16 protein-coding genes and 1 pseudogene are annotated in these 18,866 nt (G+C 64.5%); 12 read left to right on the forward strand and 5 right to left on the reverse strand.

The window, feature by feature from the left end:
• Positions 1 to 328 precede the first annotated feature (328 nt).
• On the forward strand, positions 329 to 1,438 hold the full coding sequence (locus GM910_RS01325; RefSeq protein ID WP_159585671.1) for an NAD(P)-binding domain-containing protein: 1,110 nt from the start codon (positions 329 to 331) through the stop codon (positions 1,436 to 1,438).
• A 105-nt stretch (positions 1,439 to 1,543) separates the two neighbouring features.
• Here the strand turns inward: GM910_RS01325 and GM910_RS01330 are convergent, their stop codons facing one another.
• A complete protein-coding gene (locus tag GM910_RS01330) occupies positions 1,544 to 2,488 on the reverse strand; it encodes a threonine/serine dehydratase (protein WP_159585672.1) in 945 nt (314 codons plus the stop codon).
• A gap of 53 nt (positions 2,489 to 2,541) precedes the next feature.
• Here GM910_RS01330 and GM910_RS01335 point away from each other — a divergent pair, with 53 nt between their 5' ends.
• Entirely contained in the window at positions 2,542 to 2,844 is a 303-nt protein-coding gene (locus tag GM910_RS01335; RefSeq protein WP_159585673.1) for an ArsR/SmtB family transcription factor, read from the forward strand.
• 50 nt (positions 2,845 to 2,894) lie between these two features.
• Here the strand turns inward: GM910_RS01335 and GM910_RS01340 are convergent, their stop codons facing one another.
• On the reverse strand, positions 2,895 to 3,473 hold the full coding sequence (locus GM910_RS01340; RefSeq protein ID WP_159585674.1) for a TetR/AcrR family transcriptional regulator: 579 nt from the start codon (positions 3,471 to 3,473) through the stop codon (positions 2,895 to 2,897).
• A 201-nt stretch (positions 3,474 to 3,674) separates the two neighbouring features.
• On the opposite strand from GM910_RS01340, the gene GM910_RS01345 reads away from it, so the two are divergent.
• From GM910_RS01345 to GM910_RS01375, 7 genes and pseudogenes are all read left to right on the forward strand, one after another.
• Positions 3,675 to 4,172 carry a (2Fe-2S)-binding protein gene (locus GM910_RS01345; RefSeq protein ID WP_159585675.1) on the forward strand — a complete coding sequence of 166 codons (498 nt, stop codon included), beginning with the start codon at positions 3,675 to 3,677 and terminating at the stop codon, positions 4,170 to 4,172.
• On the forward strand, positions 4,169 to 5,227 hold the full coding sequence (locus GM910_RS01350) for an FAD binding domain-containing protein (protein WP_159585676.1): 1,059 nt from the start codon (positions 4,169 to 4,171) through the stop codon (positions 5,225 to 5,227). The genes GM910_RS01345 and GM910_RS01350 overlap by 4 nt, the downstream gene beginning before the upstream one ends.
• Positions 5,217 to 7,487 (forward strand): xanthine dehydrogenase family protein molybdopterin-binding subunit, encoded by a 2,271-nt coding sequence (locus GM910_RS01355; protein ID WP_159585677.1) that lies wholly within the window; start codon positions 5,217 to 5,219, stop codon positions 7,485 to 7,487. Before GM910_RS01350 ends, GM910_RS01355 begins: the two co-directional genes overlap by 11 nt.
• A 322-nt stretch (positions 7,488 to 7,809) precedes the next feature.
• Entirely contained in the window at positions 7,810 to 8,424 is a 615-nt protein-coding gene (locus GM910_RS01360; protein WP_159585678.1) for a TetR/AcrR family transcriptional regulator, read from the forward strand.
• A gap of 95 nt (positions 8,425 to 8,519) precedes the next feature.
• Positions 8,520 to 9,608: an efflux RND transporter periplasmic adaptor subunit gene (locus GM910_RS01365; RefSeq protein ID WP_159585679.1), complete on the forward strand. Its 1,089-nt coding sequence runs from the start codon at positions 8,520 to 8,522 to the stop codon at positions 9,606 to 9,608.
• A 13-nt stretch (positions 9,609 to 9,621) separates the two neighbouring features.
• The gene (locus GM910_RS01370; RefSeq protein WP_159585680.1) at positions 9,622 to 12,759 is read left to right on the forward strand and encodes an efflux RND transporter permease subunit; all 3,138 of its coding nucleotides are present in this window, start codon (positions 9,622 to 9,624) and stop codon (positions 12,757 to 12,759) included.
• A gap of 303 nt (positions 12,760 to 13,062) precedes the next feature.
• A pseudogene (locus GM910_RS01375) lies at positions 13,063 to 13,680 on the forward strand (cell wall hydrolase); the annotation flags it as partial.
• Between the two features lie 128 nt (positions 13,681 to 13,808).
• Here the strand turns inward: GM910_RS01375 and GM910_RS01380 are convergent.
• Complete coding sequence (locus tag GM910_RS01380; RefSeq protein WP_159585682.1) at positions 13,809 to 14,126, reverse strand: DUF982 domain-containing protein; 318 nt, start codon at positions 14,124 to 14,126, stop codon at positions 13,809 to 13,811.
• 144 nt (positions 14,127 to 14,270) lie between these two features.
• Positions 14,271 to 15,017 (reverse strand): 3-oxoacyl-ACP reductase family protein, encoded by a 747-nt coding sequence (locus tag GM910_RS01385; RefSeq protein WP_425482643.1) that lies wholly within the window; start codon positions 15,015 to 15,017, stop codon positions 14,271 to 14,273.
• A 93-nt stretch (positions 15,018 to 15,110) separates the two neighbouring features.
• On the opposite strand from GM910_RS01385, the gene GM910_RS01390 reads away from it, so the two are divergent.
• Both GM910_RS01390 and GM910_RS01395 read left to right on the forward strand, forming a co-directional pair.
• The gene (locus GM910_RS01390) at positions 15,111 to 15,755 is read left to right on the forward strand and encodes a TetR/AcrR family transcriptional regulator (protein ID WP_159585684.1); all 645 of its coding nucleotides are present in this window, start codon (positions 15,111 to 15,113) and stop codon (positions 15,753 to 15,755) included.
• A 177-nt stretch (positions 15,756 to 15,932) separates the two neighbouring features.
• Positions 15,933 to 16,754, forward strand: a complete 822-nt coding sequence (locus tag GM910_RS01395; RefSeq protein ID WP_159585685.1) for a creatininase family protein — start codon at positions 15,933 to 15,935, stop codon at positions 16,752 to 16,754.
• On the opposite strand, the gene GM910_RS01400 is transcribed toward GM910_RS01395, so the two are convergent.
• On the reverse strand, positions 16,742 to 17,659 hold the full coding sequence (locus GM910_RS01400; protein ID WP_159585686.1) for a LysR family transcriptional regulator: 918 nt from the start codon (positions 17,657 to 17,659) through the stop codon (positions 16,742 to 16,744). The two genes, GM910_RS01395 and GM910_RS01400, sit on opposite strands and share 13 nt — an antisense overlap.
• A 206-nt stretch (positions 17,660 to 17,865) precedes the next feature.
• Here GM910_RS01400 and GM910_RS01405 point away from each other — a divergent pair, with 206 nt between their 5' ends.
• Complete coding sequence (locus tag GM910_RS01405) at positions 17,866 to 18,852, forward strand: ABC transporter substrate-binding protein (RefSeq protein ID WP_246225817.1); 987 nt, start codon at positions 17,866 to 17,868, stop codon at positions 18,850 to 18,852.
• Positions 18,853 to 18,866: the final 14 nt, after the last annotated feature.

The raw sequence follows: 18,866 nt of genomic DNA on the forward strand, positions 1-18,866 counted from the left end.
CGCGCCGGACGGCAGGCTTCACCAGCCCCCGTCTATGCCGACCTCCATCGACGTGCTTTGAGGCAGGCGCAGCGGCCGCCGCGCGAGCCTCCGTCAACGATCAGGACGGCCGACAAGTCCCTTTTACCGCTCCGTCTTTATCGCTTCAGCGACGGGACGCCCGTAGGGCCTGGGTTGCGCATCTGCGCTGGCCACCATACGTCAACGGAGCGCTTGAATACCCCGTGTCCCGCATGCGAGCGCGTGAATGGCAGCCCAAAGGCGCTGGGGTCTCGCCGCGTGATAGCCCGGATCGTGGTCTGCGGCTCGATACGGAGGATAACCCTCGATGTCTCAGACCTACCCAGGCCCCATCGCACCGAGTGTCGCCGTCAAGGTGCAGATCGTCGTCATTGGGGCCGGCCAGGCGGGTCTCTCGGCCGCATATCACCTGAAGAGGCGAGGCTTGGCCCCGCACAAGGGTTTCGTGGTGCTCGACCAATCGCACGAGCCGGGCGGCGCTTGGCAACACCGCTGGCCCTCGCTGACTCTCAGCACCGTAAACCGTATCCACGATCTGCCGGGCATGCCCTTTTCCGAGGCGGTCGAGACCAGCGCCACGGAGGTGCCGGCCAGTTCCGCCGTGCCGGCGTATTTCGCCGCATACGAGAAGAGGTTCGAGCTTCCGGTCTACCGCCCGGTGACGGTGAAGATCGTCTGCGAGAGGGACGGTCGCTTCAGGGTCGAAACGGACCGCATCCAGTTCTCGGCACGCGGGCTCATCAACGCCACAGGGACCTGGGAGAGCCCCTACGTTCCCGACGTCCCCGGGCGCGATCGGTTCAAGGGCAGACAACTGCACACGAAGGACTACCACACGGCCGATGAGTTCAGGGGACGGCATGTCGTCGTTGTAGGGGGCGGCATCTCGGCGATCCAGTTACTCGACGAGGTCTCGCGCATCACCACCACCAGTTGGGTGACGCGAAGGCCACCGGCGTTCCGACAGGGACCTTTTGACGAGCGTGCCGGCCGCGCGGCAGTGGCGATGGTGGAGGACCGGGTGCGCCGCGGCCTGCCGCCTGCGTCCGTCGTCTCGGTCACCGGCATTCCGCTCACGCCTGCCATCGAGGCGATGCGGGCACGCGGCGTGTTGAACCGGCTCCCCATGATCAGCGAGGTCACCGAGGATGGAGTGCGCTGGCCCGACGGCACCGCGCTTCGCGCCGACGTGATCCTCTGGTGCACCGGCTTCCGCAGCTCGCTCGATCACCTCGCGCCGCTCATGCTGCGCGAGCCCGACGACGGCATTGTCATGACAGGGCGGCTGGCGACGCAGGTCGCGAAGGACCCCGAAGTGCATCTGGTGGGCTACGGCCCATCCGCCTCCACCATTGGCGCGAACCGCGCGGGCGCCGCCGCCGCGCGAGAACTTATGGCAGTTCTCGGTCTTGCGTGACGAAATCATACCCTCGCCTTTGACGACTTGAAGCAGCCCAGGCGTTCCTTGAACAGTCCGATCTGCTCGCCCATCTCGTTTGGAAGTTGCTGACGTTCGAACACTTCACGGGAACTGCACAGCCATTGTATTGGCGCCGCAGATCAGGACGGCAACGCGCTCGCCCGCGGCGGGCACGTACCTTCCGCCGAGGAGGGCGGCAAATGCTGCCGCCCCACCTGGTTCCACAACAATCCGCGCTGTTTCCCACAGCGCGGCCTGCGCGAGCCTGATCTCCTCGTCGCTGACGAGGATAGACCGCTCCACGAACGCTTGTGCGATCGGGAACACCAGCTCGCCGACCCGCCTCGGCGCAAGGGAATCGGCGGCAATTCCCTCGGCAGGCGCGTCGACAGGCTGGCCCGCATCCAGCGCCATGCGCAGCGTCGGAGAGCCTTCCGGCTCGACCGAGACGATCCGCCTTCTACCAGCGAACCAGGCAGCGATGCCGCCGATCAACCCTCCGCCACCGACTGCGACAAGCAAGGTGTCGAACGCCGGCAGGTCCTCTTCGATCTCAAGCCCGAGCGTTCCCTGGCCGATCAGTGTCTCGGCCTGGTCGTAGGCGTGGATCGCGAGTGCGCCCGACTCCCTGCTGAAGATCTCGCTCGCCACAAGCGCGTCGGCATAGCGCTCTCCCTCCACCACCAGCCTTGCGCCGTAGCTGCTGATCCGCTCCGCCTTGGCGGGCGAGGTAACGCTTGGCACGTAGATTGTTGCGCGCACCCCCACACGTCTTGCCGCATAGGCGACCGCCGCCCCGTGATTGCCGCCCGAAGCAGCCGCCACCCCGGCGTCGGGCACGGCTCTTCCAAGAAGATTGGTGAAGGCGCCGCGGACCTTGAACGATCCGGTATGCTGCAGGCACTCGAGCTTGAGCGCGACCGGCATGGGCGCTCCGCCGAAATCCGCCATGTCGACCTGGAGGACGGGCGTGCGCCGGATATGAGGCCGGATCAGCACCTCCGCATCGCGGATGCGCTCTGGGGTGACTGGCGTATCGATCGTCATAAAAGGGCTCCAAAGGCGGTTGACATTAATTAGTAACTTGGCAAATTAACGAAATGCAAGAGGTCGATGTCATCAAGGCGATCGCTAACGAGCGGCGGCTCCAGATTCTCGACTGGCTCAAGGACCCTCGGTCCCATTTCCGGCCACAGGTCGATGGCGACCTTGTCGAGGATGGCGTCTGCGCAGTCCTGATAGCGGAAAAGCTGGGGATTTCCCCGGCGACTCTCAGCGAGCACATGCGGGTGCTTTCCCAGGCAGGGCTCGTGCGCTCGAAACGGATCAAGCAATGGATTTTCTACAGGCGGGATGAGGAACGAATTAGCGCGTTCAAGACCCTGATCCAGGAGCGGTTGTGACGTTTGCCCCGCGCTCACGCAAAAAGGTCGAACGTGATCGCATATCGGTCTCAGCGCTTGCGCAGCCCGTCGACGAAGACGTCGACGAGGCGCAGGGCGGTCGGCTGCCAGTCGGTCGTGCCCTGGGAATAGAAGATGCCGACGAGGGTGCGCAGCAGATCTTCCGGCGGAACGTCGGAGCGGATCTCGCCCGCCGCGACGGCGCGGTCGAGCAGCAGGCCGATCGAATTGGTCAGCCGCTCGAAGGAATAGGCCTTCAGGTCCGAAGAGCCGTGCGCGACGAGTTGAAGCGCCTCGATCATGCCCTTCTTGGTCGCCACGAGGCGAACGTTGGCTTGTAGCCATTTTCGCAGCGCCTCCACCGGGTCGTCTTCGCGAGCAAGCTGCTCGGCAAGTTCGCCGAGGAGGTCCACTTCATGGCGGTAGACAGCCTCGAACAAGGCCTCGCGCGTCGGAAAATGCCGGTAGAGCGTGCCGATGCCGACGCCGGCCTGGCGCGCGACCGCTTCAAGGCTCGCCTGCGGGCCGCCGGCGCTGAAGATTTGCGTCGCCGCCTCGAGCAGGCGCTCGCGGTTGCGGAGCGAGTCCGCGCGCGGCTTGCGCCTTGTCTTTGCGTTCTCAGGTCTCATTTCCGCCAGACAGGGATCTTTCCCTCTTGATAAACGGAGGCATCCTCCGTATAAATAAGTTCCACACCGGGCGATCGCACAAAGGCACGCATTCCCGGCCAGGGCCGAAGGGCGTTCGCGTCACTTCCTTCCCGCGCCCGCATCCTCTGCCACCCTTGGTGGCTCCGATCCATACATCACAATCACTGAATGGGGTACCATATGTCACTCTCCATCAGCCTCACGATCAATGGTCTCAAGCGCGAGATCGCGCTGGACGACCCACGCGTGACGCTGCTCGACCTGTTGCGCGAGCGGCTCCACCTGACAGGCACCAAGAAGGGGTGCGACCGGGGCCAGTGCGGCGCCTGCACCGTGCTGGTCGATGGGCGGCGCATCAACTCATGCCTCGCGCTGGCTGCCAGCCTCGACGGGGCGGAGATCACCACCATCGAAGGGCTTGCCGATGGTGAGGACCTGCATCCGGTCCAGGCCGCTTTCATCGCGCATGACGGCTTCCAGTGCGGCTACTGCACGCCGGGCCAGATCATGAGCGCCGTCGGTCTCATCTCCGAGGGTAACGCGGGTGACGACCCCGAGCGCATCCGCGAACTGATGAGCGGCAATATCTGCCGCTGCGGTGCTTACCAGGGCATCACCGAAGCGGTGCTGGAGGCGCAGAAGGATCTCGCAGAACGCAACCGGAGGGACGCGGCATGAACCGTTTCGACTATATCCGGCCGGCCAGCGTGCCGGAGGCTGTGGAAGCTGCGGCTGTACCCGGGTCGACCTATCTCGCGGCCGGTACCAACCTGCTCGACCTGATGAAGGGCGGGACAGCACGGCCCGAGCGGGTCATCGACATCACGCGGCTGCCCGGTCTCGATCGCATCGAATGGCTGCCGGACGGCAGTGTGCGGGTCGGTGCGCTGGTTAGAAATTCGGACCTTGCCTATGACGACCGCTTCGCGCGGACCTTTCCGGCCGTTGCCGAAGCGCTGCTTTCGGGAGCCTCGGCACAGCTTCGCAATGCGGCGACCATAGGCGGCAATCTGATGCAGCGTACGCGCTGTGCCTATTTCCACGATCTGGCAAGCGCCTGCAACCGACGGGCACCGGGATCGGGCTGCGACGCGCGCGAAGGGGAAAATCGCCTCCACGCCGTGCTCGGCTGGAGCGAGCACTGCATTGCCACCCACCCCTCCGATTTCTGTGTGCCGCTCGTGGCGCTCGATGCCGTGGCCGAGGTGGAAGGCACGCGGGGCGCCCGCGAGATTCCCGTCGACGCGCTGCATGTCCTGCCCGGCGCCGCGCCGGAACAGGAAACGGCATTGGCGCCCGGCGAACTGATCGTTTCGCTCAAGATTCCAGCCGAAGCGACAGCATTTGCGCACAATGCGCGCTACCTGAAACTGCGCGAGCGCACTTCCTTTGCCTTTGCCGTCGTATCAGTGGCCGCCGCGCTGGAAATGGAAGCCGGTGCGATCCGCAAGGCGCGCATCGCGCTCGGCGGCGTTGCGGCGAAACCTTGGCGGGCGCGCGAGGCGGAGGCTTCGCTGGCAGGCGCTGAGGCAACCCCCGAGGCATTCGCCAAGGCAGCCGAAATCGCGCTCGCGGAGGCGCGCCCCTCCGGCGACAACGCCTTCAAAATCGAACTGGCGCGCCGCATCGTCGCGCGCGCCCTGACCCTCGCGCTCGAGGGCACGCCGGAAGCCATCCCTGCGCTGCCGGCCTCGCCCTTCTCGACAACTCCCGGAGCGAACCATGCCGCTTGAGACCACTTCTCCCCTTCCCCAGCACCGTCGGCACGGGTCCAGTGCCGGCCAGCCGCTGACGCGCCGCGACGGCGTTCTCAAGGTCACCGGGCGCGCGACCTATGCGGCCGACAACCACCCCGATGGCATTCTCTACGCCGTGACGGCCGTAAGCAGCATCGCGCGCGGGCGCGTCACGGCGCTCGACGTCGAGGCCGCCAAGGCGCATCCCGGCGTCGTCGAGGTTCTCACACCGGCCAACCGACCGCCGCTGGCGCATGATCCGGACGAGAAGATGCCGCCCTTCGGCTTCCGCGTGGAGGTGCTGCAGGACGATACCGTGCGCTACGTCAACCAGCCGATCGCGATCGTGATCGCCGAGACGCTGGAGGCCGCGACGGAAGGTGCCGCGCTGCTCAACCCCGTATATGAAGTCGAGCCGGCTCGCACGGACCTGGAAAGCGGCAAACGCTTCGATCCCGAGGGGATCGGCATCGGCGCACCGGCACGCACGGCCCATGGCGACATCGAGGCGGGTCTCGCCGCCGCCGTTCGGGTGACGGAGGCCGACTATGTCACTCCGCCGCAATATCACAATGCGATGGAACCGCACGCCGTCGTCGCCCAGTGGGACGGCGACCGCGTGACGATCGACATGCCGAACCAGACGCTGGCGCTGAGTTGCGCATCCTATGCGGCCTATTTCGGCATTCCGGCCGAGAACGTGCTGATCCGCTCGCCCTTCCTCGGCGGCGGCTTCGGCTCGAAGGCGATCCTCAACGGGCCGCAGATCCTCGCCATCCTTGCCGCGCGCATGCTCAACCGGCCGGTCAAGCTGGCGCTCACCCGAGCGCAGATGTACGGCCCGGTCGGGCACCGCGGCCGTACTTGGCAGAAGCTGCGCCTCGGCGTGGATGAAGAGGGGCGCCTGACCGCACTTCACCATCAGGCGCTTTGCACCACCTCCAGCTTCGACGAATTTCTCGAGCCGGCGGCCAACGCATCGCTGCCGCTCTATGCGAGCCCCGCCATTCTCGCCGAGCATGAAGGCCTGCGGCTCGACGTCGGCACGCCGGGGCCGATGCGTGCGCCGGGCCTCGCATCCGGCTCGGCTGCGCTTGAAGTCGCGATGGACGAGGCGGCCGAAGCCTGCGGCATGGACCCGCTCGACTTCAGGCTCGCCAACTACGCCGAAACGGAGCCGGTTACCGGCAAGCCCTTTTCCTCCAAGGCGCTGCGCGAATGCTATGCCGAGGGAGCCAAGCGCTTCGGCTGGTCCGGACGGCCGCTCGCGCCGCGCACGATGCGCGACGAAAATGGTTTCCTCATCGGCTGGGGCATGGGCACGGCGGTCTTCCATTGTCCGCACTTTCCGGCTGAGGCGCGTGCCACCTTGCGCGCCGACGGCACGGCGCTGATGGAAACGGCAGGCGCCGATATGGGGCAAGGCGCCTGGACGGCGCTTGCCCAGATCGCGGCAGAGGCTCTGGGCCTCGATCCCGACCAGGTCGAGCTCCATTCCGGCATATCGAGCCTGCCCGACGGCGGCATCGCTGGAGGCTCCGGCCATACCGCCAGCGCGGGACTGGCACTGCACAATGCCGGCGAGGATGCGATCGCCCGGCTTGCGGAGCTCGCCACCAACGATCCCGCCTCGCCGCTTTTCGGCGCCGGGAATATCGGCGTTGTCGCCCGCTCCGGCCGGCTTCACCGCCGCGACGACGAGAGCCGCGGCGAGAGCTATGCGGAGATTCTGGCGCGTGCCGGTCGCAGCGACGTCGTCGGCACCGCCAAGACCGCCCGCGACCCGGCGGTTGCTTCGGCCCACGCGATGTACTCGCACGGCGCGGTCTTTGCCGAGGTGAAGGTCGATCCCGACCTCGGCCAGATCCGGGTGGCGCGACTGGTCGGAGCTTTCGCTGCCGGCAGGATCATCAATCCCCGTCTCGTACGCAGCCAGTATTTCGGCGGCATGATCTGGGGCGCCTCCTTCGCGCTGCACGAGGAAGCGATTGCCGACCGCCGGACAGGGCGGATCATGAATGCCGATCTTGCCGAGTATCACGTTCCCGTCAACGCGGACGTGCCCTCGCTCGATGCGATCCTGATCCCGGAGGACGATCCTCACGTCAATCCGATCGGTGTGAAGGGAGTGGGCGAGATCGGCATCACGGGTACGGTGGGCGCTATCGCCAATGCGGTCTGGCACGCGACCGGCGTGCGTGTCCGGCGCTTCCCGGTTCGTGTCGAAGATCTCCTTATCAGCCGGGAATTCGCCTAGAGCATGATCCCGAAAAGTGGATACCGGTTTTCGGAAAAGATCATGCTGAAACAAAGGGATAGATCGGGATGACGATTCAACGAAGCGTCATCATGATCTAAGAGCATAGCCGGCGGAGTGCCAGTCACTTCGCCGGCACCGGCACAGCGGCTAATACCGACCGCCCTTAGCTTTGACCGTTTTGTCTATTGGACCGTTCAGGCATGGGTCCCCAGGCTTGACCCGAGGACCATGCCTGACATCGACACGCCAGCCGCTTTCAACGGGCTTGACAAAATGAATTGTGACGAATATCAATATTCATCATTTTTTGGAGACGCCGATGAGTCGCCCGGTCCGAACGCGAACCGATCCTGACGAGATGCGCGTGCGCATTCTGGAAGTGGCGGAGGATCACTTTCGCCGCATCGGCTACCAGAAGACGTCGGTGGCCGACATCGCCTCCGAACTCGGCATGAGCCCGGCCAACATCTACCGTTTCTTTCCCTCCAAGGGCGCCATCAACGAGTCGATCTGCGGGCGCGTGACACAGGAGATCGTGGATTTGGCTTTTGCCGTCGCGCGGACAAAGGCGACGGCTGCCGAGAAGATCGACCGGCTTTTGACGGCGATCCACCGGCACAACAAATCCACGCTGATCAAGGAAAAGAAGACCCACGACATGATCGCGGTGGCCATGGAGGAGAATTGGCCGATCATCAAGGAACATATCGACCGGATGACGACGATCTTCGAAGCGATCATCCGCGAGGGCGTCGAGGCGGGTGAATTCCAGGTCGATGATCCGGCGGCAGCGGCGCGGGCGGTCAAGATCTCGTTCATCCCGTTCTTCCATCCGCTTCTGATCGAACACTGCATCCGGCACGGTGAAGACACCGAGGCAGACCTGCGCGGGCAGATCCGCTTCATCCTGAAGGCTCTCGGAAAGACGGGCTAGCAAAGCCCGCCCGCCGCGGGGGGACTTCGTGCACCCGGATGCTGATGAATGTAGAGAGTTATCACTAGTAAGTATTCACACCAGTGAGGTGAAACATGAGGCCGGCAGCGGCGAAGTGGATTGCAGTTCTGACGGCGACGGTGGCGCTCGCCTCGTGCCAGGAGGCGGAGGTGGTCGAGCGCCCGGATCCGGTGGTGCGGGTAACCACGGTAGAGCTTCAACCCTTGGCAGAGACGCGCACCTACACGGGCACCGTCGCGCCGCGCATCGAGGTGGCGGAGGCCTTCCGGGTCGGCGGCAAGGTCGCCGCACGGCTGGTCGATGTCGGCGACCAGGTGGAGAAAGGCCAGGTTCTGGCGCGCCTCGACCCCATCGATCTCGGCCTGCAGCTTCAGCAGGGCGAGGCCGAATTGAGGGCCGCACGTGCCGGGCTTGGCACGGCCGAGGCCGACGCCGAGCGGGCGCGCGCCCTCTTCAAGCGTGGCCATGTTGCGCAAGCCGCGCTCGACGCCCGGCTGCTCGCCTTCGACGAGGCCCGCTCGCGGCTCGAGCGGGCGGAGCGCACGGTCGACCTCGCGGCCAACCAAATGGAATACGCGGAGCTCAAGGCCTCCGCCGCCGGCGCCGTCAGCGCCACGTCGGCCGAGGCCGGCCAGGTGGTATCGGCGGGCCAGCCGGTGGTGACCGTCGCCCGCCTCGACGAGAAGGAGGTCGAGGTAGCGATTCCTGAAAGCCGCCTTGCCGATCTCGACGCTTCCACGGCCGAGGTCACCCTGTGGGCAGGCGACGCCACCTATACGGCACGCCTGCGCGAGATCGCGCCGGAGGCTGATCGAACAAGCCGCACCTATCCCGTGCGTTTCTCCATCCCGGACGCGGACGCGACCGTGCGCCTCGGGATGACTGCATCGGTATCGCTCACCAAGGGCGACCGGACGCCGGTTGCGCGCGTGCCGATGACCGCACTTCTCGACGACGGCCGTGGACCGGTCGTATTCGTGGTCGATCCGACCTCCAACGAGCTCGAACGCCGGCCGGTCGTCGTCGAGGCCTACCGATCCGAGGATGCGGTCATCAGCGACGGGCTTAACGAAGGCGAGCAGGTTGTCACTCTCGGCGTGCAGAAGCTCGAAGCGGGCACCACGGTGCGGGTGGCTGAAATCCAATCCGCCAGCACCGAATGATCGGAGGGGAGCCATGCAGAACTTCAATCTTTCGCGGTGGGCGGTCACCCACCAGACGCTGGTTCTCTTCCTGATCATCGTCCTGTCGCTCGGCGGTGTCTATTCCTACGCCCGGCTGGGGCGGGCGGAGGACCCGAGCTTCACCATCAAGGTGGCGGTGGTCACCGCCGTGTGGCCGGGCGCGGCGGCGGGCGAGATCCAGCGCCAGGTCGCCGACCCGATCGAGAAGACGCTGCAGGAAATCCCCTATTTCGACAAGGTCACCACCTATTCCAAGCCCGGCTCCACCTACATGCAGGTGCAGCTTAAAGACACCACTCCTCCAGGTGAGGTGGCCGACATCTGGTACCAGGTGAGGAAGCGCGTGGGCGACATCCGCTCCTCGCTTCCCTCCGATGTTATCGGCCCCTTCTTCAACGACGAGTTCGGCGACGTCGACAGCGCGCTCTACATGCTGTCGGGCGGAGGCGCCTCGATGCGCGACCTGAAGGATGCGGCGGAGGAAATCCGTCAGCGGCTCCTGCGGGTGCCGGATGTGGAGAAGGTCCGCTTCTATGGCGATCAGGGCGAGCGAATCTTCGTTGAGTTCTCCCATTCCAAGCTCGCCACGCTCGGCATCGACCCGCAGGCGATCTTCAACTCCATCGCCGCGCAGAACGCGGTAACGCCCGCCGGCGAGATCGAGACGGCGTCCGACCGGCTCTTCCTGCGCGTCGAAGGCGCGCTCAAGGGAGTGGAGGCGGTCGCTGCCGTTCCCGTCGCCGCGGGCGGCACCGTGTTCCGGCTCGGCGACATTGCCGACGTGCGGCGCGGCTATGAAGACCCGCCGACCTATACGGTGCGGCACGAGGGCCAGCCGGCGATCGCCATCGGTGTCGTCATGGCCGAAGGCGCCAATATCCTGACGCTCGGCGAAAACCTCAAGGAAGCCATGCAGGAGGTGCGCGCCGACCTGCCCGTCGGGCTCGATGTGGAGCTGGTCGCGGACCAGCCGCATGTGGTCGAGGAGTCCGTCGGCGAGTTCGTCAAGGTCTTCATGGAAGCGCTCGCCGTGGTGCTGGCGGTGAGCTTCCTGTCGCTCGGCTGGCGCACGGGCATCGTGGTGGCGCTCACCGTCCCACTGGTGCTGGCGATCGTCATGATCGCGCTCGATCTCCTTGGAATGAGCCTCGAGCGCATCACGCTTGGCGCCCTCATCATCGCGCTCGGGCTGCTCGTCGACGACGCTATCATCGCCGTCGAGATGATGGTGGTGAAGATGGAGCAGGGTTTCGACCGGCTGAAGGCGGCGACATTTGCCTGGACCTCGACGGCCTTCCCGATGCTCACCGGCACGCTGGTAACCGCCGCCGGCTTCCTGCCGGTCGGTTTCGCCCAGTCGACGGCCGGCGAATATGCCGGCGGCATCTTCTGGGTGGTGACCATCGCGCTCGTTGCGTCCTGGTTCGTAGCTGTGATCTTCACGCCCTATCTCGGCGTCAAGCTCCTGCCGAACTTCCATAAGGTGAAGGCGGCCGGCGAAGGCGGGCATCACGACATCTACGATACGCGCCTCTATCACGGGCTACGCACGATGATCGACTGGTGCATCTCCTGGCGTTGGCTCGTCATCGCCGCGGTCGTCGGCCTGTTCACCACCTCGATCTGGGCCTTCGGCTTCGTGCAGCAGCAGTTCTTCCCAACCTCGCCACGGCCCGAACTGATGGTCGAGATCCGCCTGCCCGAGGGCGCCCCATTCAAGGCGACGGAAGCCGCCGCGCGCGAGATGGAAGAGGTTGTCGCAACTGACGAGGAGGTGCTGACCTACGCCACCTATACGGGCGCCGGCGCCCCGCGCTGGTTCCTCGCCTCGAACCCTGAACTGCCCAAGCCGAACTACGCGATCCTGGTCATGTATACGGAGGATGCGGCGGCGCGCGACCGTGTCAAGGCGCGGCTGCAGAGCTTCGTGGACGAAGGCGGCCTGCCGCAAGCGCGCGTGCGCGTGACCGAACTCGTTTTCGGCCCCCCGGTGGGCTTTCCCGTCCAGTTCCGCGTCATCGGGCCGGACCCGCTCGAGGTGCGCCGCATCGCCTATCGGGTGCGCGATATCGTGGCTGAGAACCCGCGCGCGCTCGATCCCAATCTTGACTGGAACGAGCAAGCAAAGTCGATCCGCCTGGAGATCGACCAGGACCGCGCCCGTGCGCTGGGGCTCACGCCGCAGGACATCGGCCGCACATTGCAGACGCTGCTATCCGGCTTTACCGTGACGTCGGTGCGCGACGGTATCGAGGTGGTCGACGTGGTTGCCCGCGCCGTCGAGGAAGAACGCCTCGACGTGGCACATCTCGGCGACCTCACCATCGCCACGCGCGGCGGCGCGCCGGTGCCGCTGTCCCAGGTGGCGCGCGTCGTCTACGGCCACGAGGAGCCGATCCTGTGGCGGCAGAACCGCGACATGCTGATCACCGTGCGCGCCGACGTGCCGGCCGGCGTCCAGCCGCCCGACGTCTCGGCGGAGATCTGGCCGGCTCTGCAGCCGCTGATCGAGGAGTTGCCCGTCGGCTACCGCATCGAGATGGGCGGTTCCATCGAAGAAAGCGCCAAGGCGAACGCGGCCCTGTTCGAGGTCTTCCCCTTCATGGCGCTTGCCATGCTGACGATCCTGATGATCCAGCTGCAGAGCTTCTCGCGCCTGGTGCTTGTCTTCGCCACCGCGCCGCTCGGCCTCATCGGCGCCACCCTGGGCCTCCTGGTCTTCAACCAGCCCTTCGGCTTCGTCGCGCTCCTCGGCCTCATCGCGCTCGCCGGCATGATCATGCGCAACACGGTGATCCTCGTCGACCAGATCAAGCACGACCTCGACGAAGGCAAGCCGGAGTGGGAAGCCATCATCGAAGCGACGGTGCGGCGGTCGCGGCCGGTGGTGCTGACTGCCCTCGCGGCAATTCTCGCCATGGTGCCCCTGTCGCAAAACGTGTTCTGGGGGCCGATGGCCTTCGCCATCATGGGCGGGCTTGCGGTGGCGACGGTGCTCACGATCCTGTTCGTCCCCGCGCTCTATGCCGCCTTCTATCGGGTCCGGCGACCGGACCTGCTGTCGCCGGTCGACGAGGAGGAGGACGTACAGCATTCCCTGCCCCTCCCCCTTCCTCAAGCGGCGGAGTAGAGGTCGTGCGAGGCAAGATGACCGCAGCGAGTGTGAACATCCTCACAGTCTCCATCCAACAGGTGATGTAGAAGAGGGAACCCAACGCGCCTCCTCCCAGGCGATTGTGGAACTTGGAGAGGGCTTCGGCCCTCCCTTTTTTTGTTCCCCCTCCCCTTTTTTGTTCCAATGTAGCCGTTATTGATTGGTATCCCTCTCCGGTCTTGGAGAGACGCGACCTTTCGTTGACATCTTTTCGCCGTTAATTTTCTCATTCTTGCCGCAGCCGCAAACTGTCGTCGGGGCAGCGATGAGACGTATTTTATGATTGCCGGGGGATCGAGGACGCCGCTTGTTCCAAGCCTCATCACGTCGCTCTTGGTGCTTGCGGGGTGTGCCCAGAGCGTTGATGGCGTCGCTACATCGTCCGTCGGCACAAGGTCTCATGCCTATACACAGAAGGACAGGAAGTGCCTGGAGCGCGCCATGTTCTTCGAGTCCAACAGGTCGAGCCGTGACGGGCTGGTGGCTGTCGGCACGGTGGTCATGAACCGGGTCGATTCCGAGGAATATCCCGATACGATCTGCGGCGTCGTTGGGCAAAAGGGGCAGTTCGCGCCTGGCGTGCTTTCCCGGTCGATGAATTCGAAGGCGCTGCCGGATGTGCAAAGTGCCGCCGACGCGGTGCTGAGGGGCGAGCGGCATCCCGGAGTGCGGAAATCCATGTTCTTCCACACCGCGGGGCTCACGTTCCCCTACAAGAACATGCACTATGTGCTCGTTGCCGGCGGCAACGCGTTCTACGAGAAACGAAGCAGGCATCTGGTAACGCAGCCCGTGGCGCCGCCTCCGATCGAGCAGACCGCCGCCGCTGCCCCGCAAACTGTCTCGCAACACAGCGCGCTTTCCTACAACGCGCAGCCAGAGGCGATCGATCCGATCGGCGCGGTGATCCGCGAGCAAAGCCGGTAGCCGGCGCTCCGGTCCGTGTCAGGCGCGGGGCGTTGGCCGATCCTGCGCGACATTCTTAGACCAGTTCATCGTTCATGGAATCGATGAACTGGTCTAACTTATTGTTTTGTCGCAATTCCGGGCGGAAAATCGGTTTCCACTTTTCCTGGAATTGCTCTAGCAGCGCGTTCGAGGACCCGCTCTGACAGGATCCCCCGATTGTTGGCAAACCGCCTGAACGCTTCCCGCGCTTCTTGAACCGTTCTTTCTCCATTGAGGGCTTTGCTGCAGACGTCCACGGCAGCGTGATAGTCCAGGTCGGGAATTCCGTTCCATTCGAGGAGCAGGTCGTAGGCATCCAATACGGAATTGACTTCACGGGGGAAGCCGAGGCCTAAGAAAACTGAAATGGGCTGATCGAACTTGTGAGCGGTCATCGGCTGGAACTCCTTGGTCAGGTCACTGTTTCAGCCTCCAAAGTGGGCAACACCTAGATCCGCTCCGTCACAAATCAAGACCAAGTGGCGCTGGCTCGTGAAGTAACGGTTGCCGGCTCGGCCGCCGATGCCCTGACACGTTTCTCATGCGTTGGCACCGCCGTCGATCGTCAAGGCCGCGCCGGTTACGGAGCGCGCCTCTGACCCGGCGAGCCAGGTAACGAGGCTTGCGACATCCTCCGGTCGGCCGTAGCGGGAAATGGCCATCGCGCCGCGCTGCAGGTCTGACTGCGGTCCGTCTGCGGGGTTCATGTCTGTCTCGGTGGAACCAGGATGGACGATGTTGACCGTTATTCCGCGCGGTCCGAGGTCGCGCGCCAAGCCCTTGGTCAATCCGATGAGGGCGGCCTTGCTGAGCGCGTAGAGGCTGATGCCGGGCCAGGGAACCCGTTCGGCCAAATTGCTGCCGATGGAGATGATGCGGCCATCTTCCCTCATATGCCCGGCTGCGGCCTTTGACGCAGCGAAGACGGCGCGCGTGTTGACGGCGACTGTCGCGTCGAAGTCCTCGAGCGAAATCTCCTCCAGCGTGCCATGAGTGAAGATACCGGCGTTGTTGACCAGGATATCGAGCCGCCCGAAGTCGGCGGCTGCTTTGTCCACTGCGGCCGAGACGGCGGACGCGTCCATGTTGTCGGCAGCAATCGCCAAACCCTTACGTCCCAGCGCCTGGATCTCCGCCGCAACCGCCTCCGCCTTCTCGCTCGACCGTGCATAGGTGACGGCGACATCGGCGCCGTCGCTTGCAAGACGCCGCGCGATCGCGGCACCAATGCCGCGGCTGCCGCCGGTCACCAGCGCTGCCTTGCCTTCAAGTCGTGACATCCCAATTCTCCTTTATGTATCGGTCGATACATATTTCATGCCGATCTTGCATCGCACGGTCAAGCAATTTATGTATCGGTCATCACAGAAAGAGGTTTAATGGTCGAGAGAGGTCGCCCACGCAGCTTCGACCGCGCCGCCGCCTTGCGGCAGGCCATGGAGGTGTTCTGGGCCAAAGGGTATGACGGCGCCTCGCTGTCCGATCTGACCGCGGCGATGGGGATCAACTCGCCCAGCCTTTATGCCGCCTTCGGTTCGAAAGAGGCTCTATTCCGGGAGGCTGTCGCGCTTTTCGAGACGGAAGGCACAGAGATATGGAGCGCGATCCCGGAAGCGTCGACCGCGTACGAAGCGTTCGAACGCTTCCTTGTCGCAACTGCCAGAGCTTATACGCGGCCCGGACAGCCCGCCGGTTGCCTGATCGTGCTCAGTGCGCTCAACGCAACCGACGCCAATGCGAATGTCTGTCGGGAACTGCGGGACAAGCGTGCGGCGAATGTCGCAACGTTGCGCGACCGGCTGGAGCGCGCCGTGCGGGAGGGAGAAATGCCCGAAGGCCTGGACTGTCTTGCCGTCGCGTCGTTTTATGCAACGGTGCAGCATGGCATGTCGATCCAGGCGCGTGACGGCGCCTCGTACGAGACGCTGCTTTCCGTCGCGGCCTGCGCCATGGCCGCCTGGGACGGGCTGGCTGCAGCGGCGCCGGGTGCGGGCGGCACGCGGGTGCGCGAACGCAAGTCATAAACCCTGCGGAATTGGCCGAGGCGGGGAAAGTTCCTGCGAAACGCGCAAAGACCCAATGCGGATTGATCCCCAGTGCGGCGATCATCGTGCGCACCGTGAAGGCGATGCCGACAAGAGAGCACTCTGCACGCAAATTGATGCTTTTCCTCTACCGCCTTCGTGGCCTAGGTCGATGCCATGTCCGACCATCGGGGAAGACCAGTGAGGGCGCCTTTTTTCTGGAACGAGATGACCACGTTCGACTTCGAAGGCCTGTCGCCTGAAGATGCGGTGGCCATCCTGCCGCTTGCCTCCACGGAGCAGCATGGGCCCCATCTGCCGCTTGCCACCGACGCGGCGATCGCGGCCGGCATGCTGCAGGAGCTGCGGGCGGGGCTCCCCGAGCATCTTCGGGTTCTCGTTCTGCCCGTTCAGGAAATCGGCAAGGCGAACGAGCACAAATATGGGCTGGGGACGCTGTCATTGCCGGCGGGGCTTCTCATCGAGGCGTGGACGGCGGTCGGCGAGAAGGTGGCCGAAACCGGCCTGCGCAAGATCGTGCTCGTCAATTCTCACGGCGGCAATGTCGACCTCATGAATATCGTCGCGCGTGAGCTTAGGGTCCGCCACGGCATGGTGGCGGTGACGACGCAATGGAGCCGCTTCGGCACGCCCGACGGGCTCTATGATGCGCGCGAGAACACCTTTGGAATCCACGGTGGCGACGTGGAAACCTCCCTGATGCTCCACTTCCGCCCGGACCTGGTGCGCATGGAGAAGGCTCGGGACTTTGGCTCCGCCAGCGAGAAGATGGCGAAGGAATACCGCCACATCCGCCCCGCGGGACTCCATGGGCTCGCCTGGATCGCGCGCGATCTCAATCCACTCGGCGTGGTGGGCGATGCCTCCAAGGCCACGGCGGAAAAGGGTGCCGCGACCGCCCACCATCAGGTGGCGGGCTTCATTGAACTCCTGGAAGACGTGGTTCGGTTTCCGCTGGCGCGTCTCTATGCCGAGTGAAATTCGGCGGTCAGTTCGGCCAGAACCGACGTCAGATGCTCGACGAACACGCTCGCCGTCGCGTCGAACGGCGCGCGGGCACGCGCGATCAGCTTCAACGGCTGCTTGCGGATATGCCTGTCGGCAAGCGGCAGGAAGGCCAGCTCGCCGCGCCGGCAGTCCTCGATCACGTCGAGCGGATTCATGAAGGTGACACCCGTACCGATCTTCACGAGTTGCTTCAGCATCTCCATCGAATTGGTCTCGAGCAACGGCTCGACCGGCACGTTCAACGGCGCCAAAGCCAGGTTGATGACATCCCGCAGGCTGCTGTCGGTGTGAGCGAGCACCAGCGGCATGCCGATCGTGTCCGCCAGGTGCACCTGCTTCTGACGGGCGAGCGCGTTCCCCGGCGCCACGACCAGACCGAGTGGCACCTCGAAGCTGGCGAGCGCGCGGATGCCGGGTGCGGGCGACAGGTTGAGGCCCAGACCCAGGTCCACCTCCCCCGTAAGCACTGAATTGAGCACACTCTCCGGCCCATCGGTCCGCAGACGGATCGCCATGCGCGGGTGCTGGTCGAGAAAGCGCGCAACGACGCCGGGCAGCGGCCCCGCGGCGAGCCCCACGGTCGTCGCCATGGTCACCTTGCCCGCCTGCGGCATCTTCAGCCCTCGGATACGCGCCTCCAGCCGCTGATAGTCCTTCATCACGCCGCGGATGTGCTCCACGAAGAGTTCCCCCGCCGCCGTCAGCCGCAGGCCCCGCGGCAGGCGCTCAAAGATAGGTGCACCGATCTCCTCCTCGAGCGCGATGATCTGCCGGTTGACGGCGGAGGAAGCCACGTTCAGCCGGCTGGCCGCTTTGCGGATCGAACCGCAGCGGGCGATTTCGTCGATGTATCGGAGCTTGCGGGAGTGCAGCATGGCGGTCTCGGGTGCTGAAATTCCGTGCAGGAAAAGGGAAATGCACAAAACCTATACAGTGATGCCTCAAAGGCAGCAATATGCGCGGAATTTGATGCTTTTCGCAGTGCAAGAGGCGGGCTCAATATACCGCAAAACAAGATGCCGGCTCCCGGCATTCCAAGGGATGAAGGGGAACGAGAATGATGTTTTTGCGCAAACTGAGCATGGCGGCAACCGCGCTCGCGCTTGCCGGCCCAGGTACGGAAAAAGCCTTCGCGTTGGACGAGGTGACCTACGGCACCAACTGGCTGGCGCAGGCCGAGCATGGCGGCTTCTATCAAGCAGTGGCCGACGGTACCTACGAGAAATACGGCCTGAAGGTCACCATCGTGCAGGGCGGGCCGCAGGCGGCCAACAGCGCGCTGCTGATCTCCGGCAAGATCGATTTCTACATGGGCGGCACACTCGGTGGTTTCGACGCTGTCAAGAACGGCATTCCGATCGTCAACGTGGCGGCCATCTTCCAGAAGGATCCGCAGATCCTCATGGCGCATCCGGACCAAGGCATCGAGACCTTCGATGACCTCGCCAAGCTTGACACCCTGTTCATGGGCAAGGACGGCTACGTCACCTATTTCGAATGGATGAAGGCGCGCGGCACCGGCTTCCGCGACGAGCAGTACAAGCCCTACCAGTTCAATCCGGCGCCCTTCCTCGCCGACCCGAAGTCCGGCCAGCAGGGCTACCTCACCTCGGAGCCTTACGAGATCGAGAACCAGGCGGGCTGGACGCCGAAGGTCTTTCTCCTGGCCGATGAGGGCTTTGCTCCTTATTCGACCATGATCACCACCCAGAAGTCGCTGGTCGAAGAGAACCCGGACCTTGTGCAGCGCTTCGTCGATGCCAGCATCGTCGGCTGGTACAACTACCTCTACGGCGACAATGCCGCGGCCAATGAACTGATCAAGACCGACAATCCGGAAATGACCGACGGTCAGATCGCCTATTCCATCGAGAAGATGAAGGAGTACGGCATCATCGAATCCGGAGCCGCGCTCGAAATGGGCATCGGTTGCATGACCGATGAGCGCTACAAGAGCTTCTTTGAGTCCATGGTCGGCATCGGGCTCCTCGACGCTTCGCTCGACTACGAGCAGTCCTATACGACGGATTTCGTGTGCAAGAAGACCGGCACGGACGTGAAAAGCTGAGCCCGGCCTACGGC

Origin of the sequence: Chelativorans xinjiangensis (genome assembly GCF_009812055.1) — a bacterium.
In the GTDB taxonomy this organism is placed as follows: domain Bacteria; phylum Pseudomonadota; class Alphaproteobacteria; order Rhizobiales; family Rhizobiaceae; genus Chelativorans; species Chelativorans xinjiangense.

Coding starts and splice junctions, on each gene's coding strand:
- GM910_RS01390 (WP_159585684.1), top strand. CDS start 15,111: ATGGTCGAGAGAGGTCGCCCACGCAGCTTCGACCGCGCCGCCGCCTTG.
- GM910_RS01355 (WP_159585677.1), top strand. CDS start 5,217: ATGCCGCTTGAGACCACTTCTCCCCTTCCCCAGCACCGTCGGCACGGG.
- GM910_RS01400 (WP_159585686.1), bottom strand. CDS start 17,659: ATGCTGCACTCCCGCAAGCTCCGATACATCGACGAAATCGCCCGCTGC.
- GM910_RS01370 (WP_159585680.1), top strand. CDS start 9,622: ATGCAGAACTTCAATCTTTCGCGGTGGGCGGTCACCCACCAGACGCTG.
- GM910_RS01395 (WP_159585685.1), top strand. CDS start 15,933: ATGTCCGACCATCGGGGAAGACCAGTGAGGGCGCCTTTTTTCTGGAAC.
- GM910_RS01380 (WP_159585682.1), bottom strand. CDS start 14,126: ATGACCGCTCACAAGTTCGATCAGCCCATTTCAGTTTTCTTAGGCCTC.
- GM910_RS01330 (WP_159585672.1), bottom strand. CDS start 2,488: ATGACGATCGATACGCCAGTCACCCCAGAGCGCATCCGCGATGCGGAG.
- GM910_RS01360 (WP_159585678.1), top strand. CDS start 7,810: ATGAGTCGCCCGGTCCGAACGCGAACCGATCCTGACGAGATGCGCGTG.
- GM910_RS01405 (WP_246225817.1), top strand. CDS start 17,866: ATGGCGGCAACCGCGCTCGCGCTTGCCGGCCCAGGTACGGAAAAAGCC.
- GM910_RS01340 (WP_159585674.1), bottom strand. CDS start 3,473: ATGAGACCTGAGAACGCAAAGACAAGGCGCAAGCCGCGCGCGGACTCG.
- GM910_RS01365 (WP_159585679.1), top strand. CDS start 8,520: ATGAGGCCGGCAGCGGCGAAGTGGATTGCAGTTCTGACGGCGACGGTG.
- GM910_RS01325 (WP_159585671.1), top strand. CDS start 329: ATGTCTCAGACCTACCCAGGCCCCATCGCACCGAGTGTCGCCGTCAAG.
- GM910_RS01350 (WP_159585676.1), top strand. CDS start 4,169: ATGAACCGTTTCGACTATATCCGGCCGGCCAGCGTGCCGGAGGCTGTG.
- GM910_RS01335 (WP_159585673.1), top strand. CDS start 2,542: ATGCAAGAGGTCGATGTCATCAAGGCGATCGCTAACGAGCGGCGGCTC.
- GM910_RS01345 (WP_159585675.1), top strand. CDS start 3,675: ATGTCACTCTCCATCAGCCTCACGATCAATGGTCTCAAGCGCGAGATC.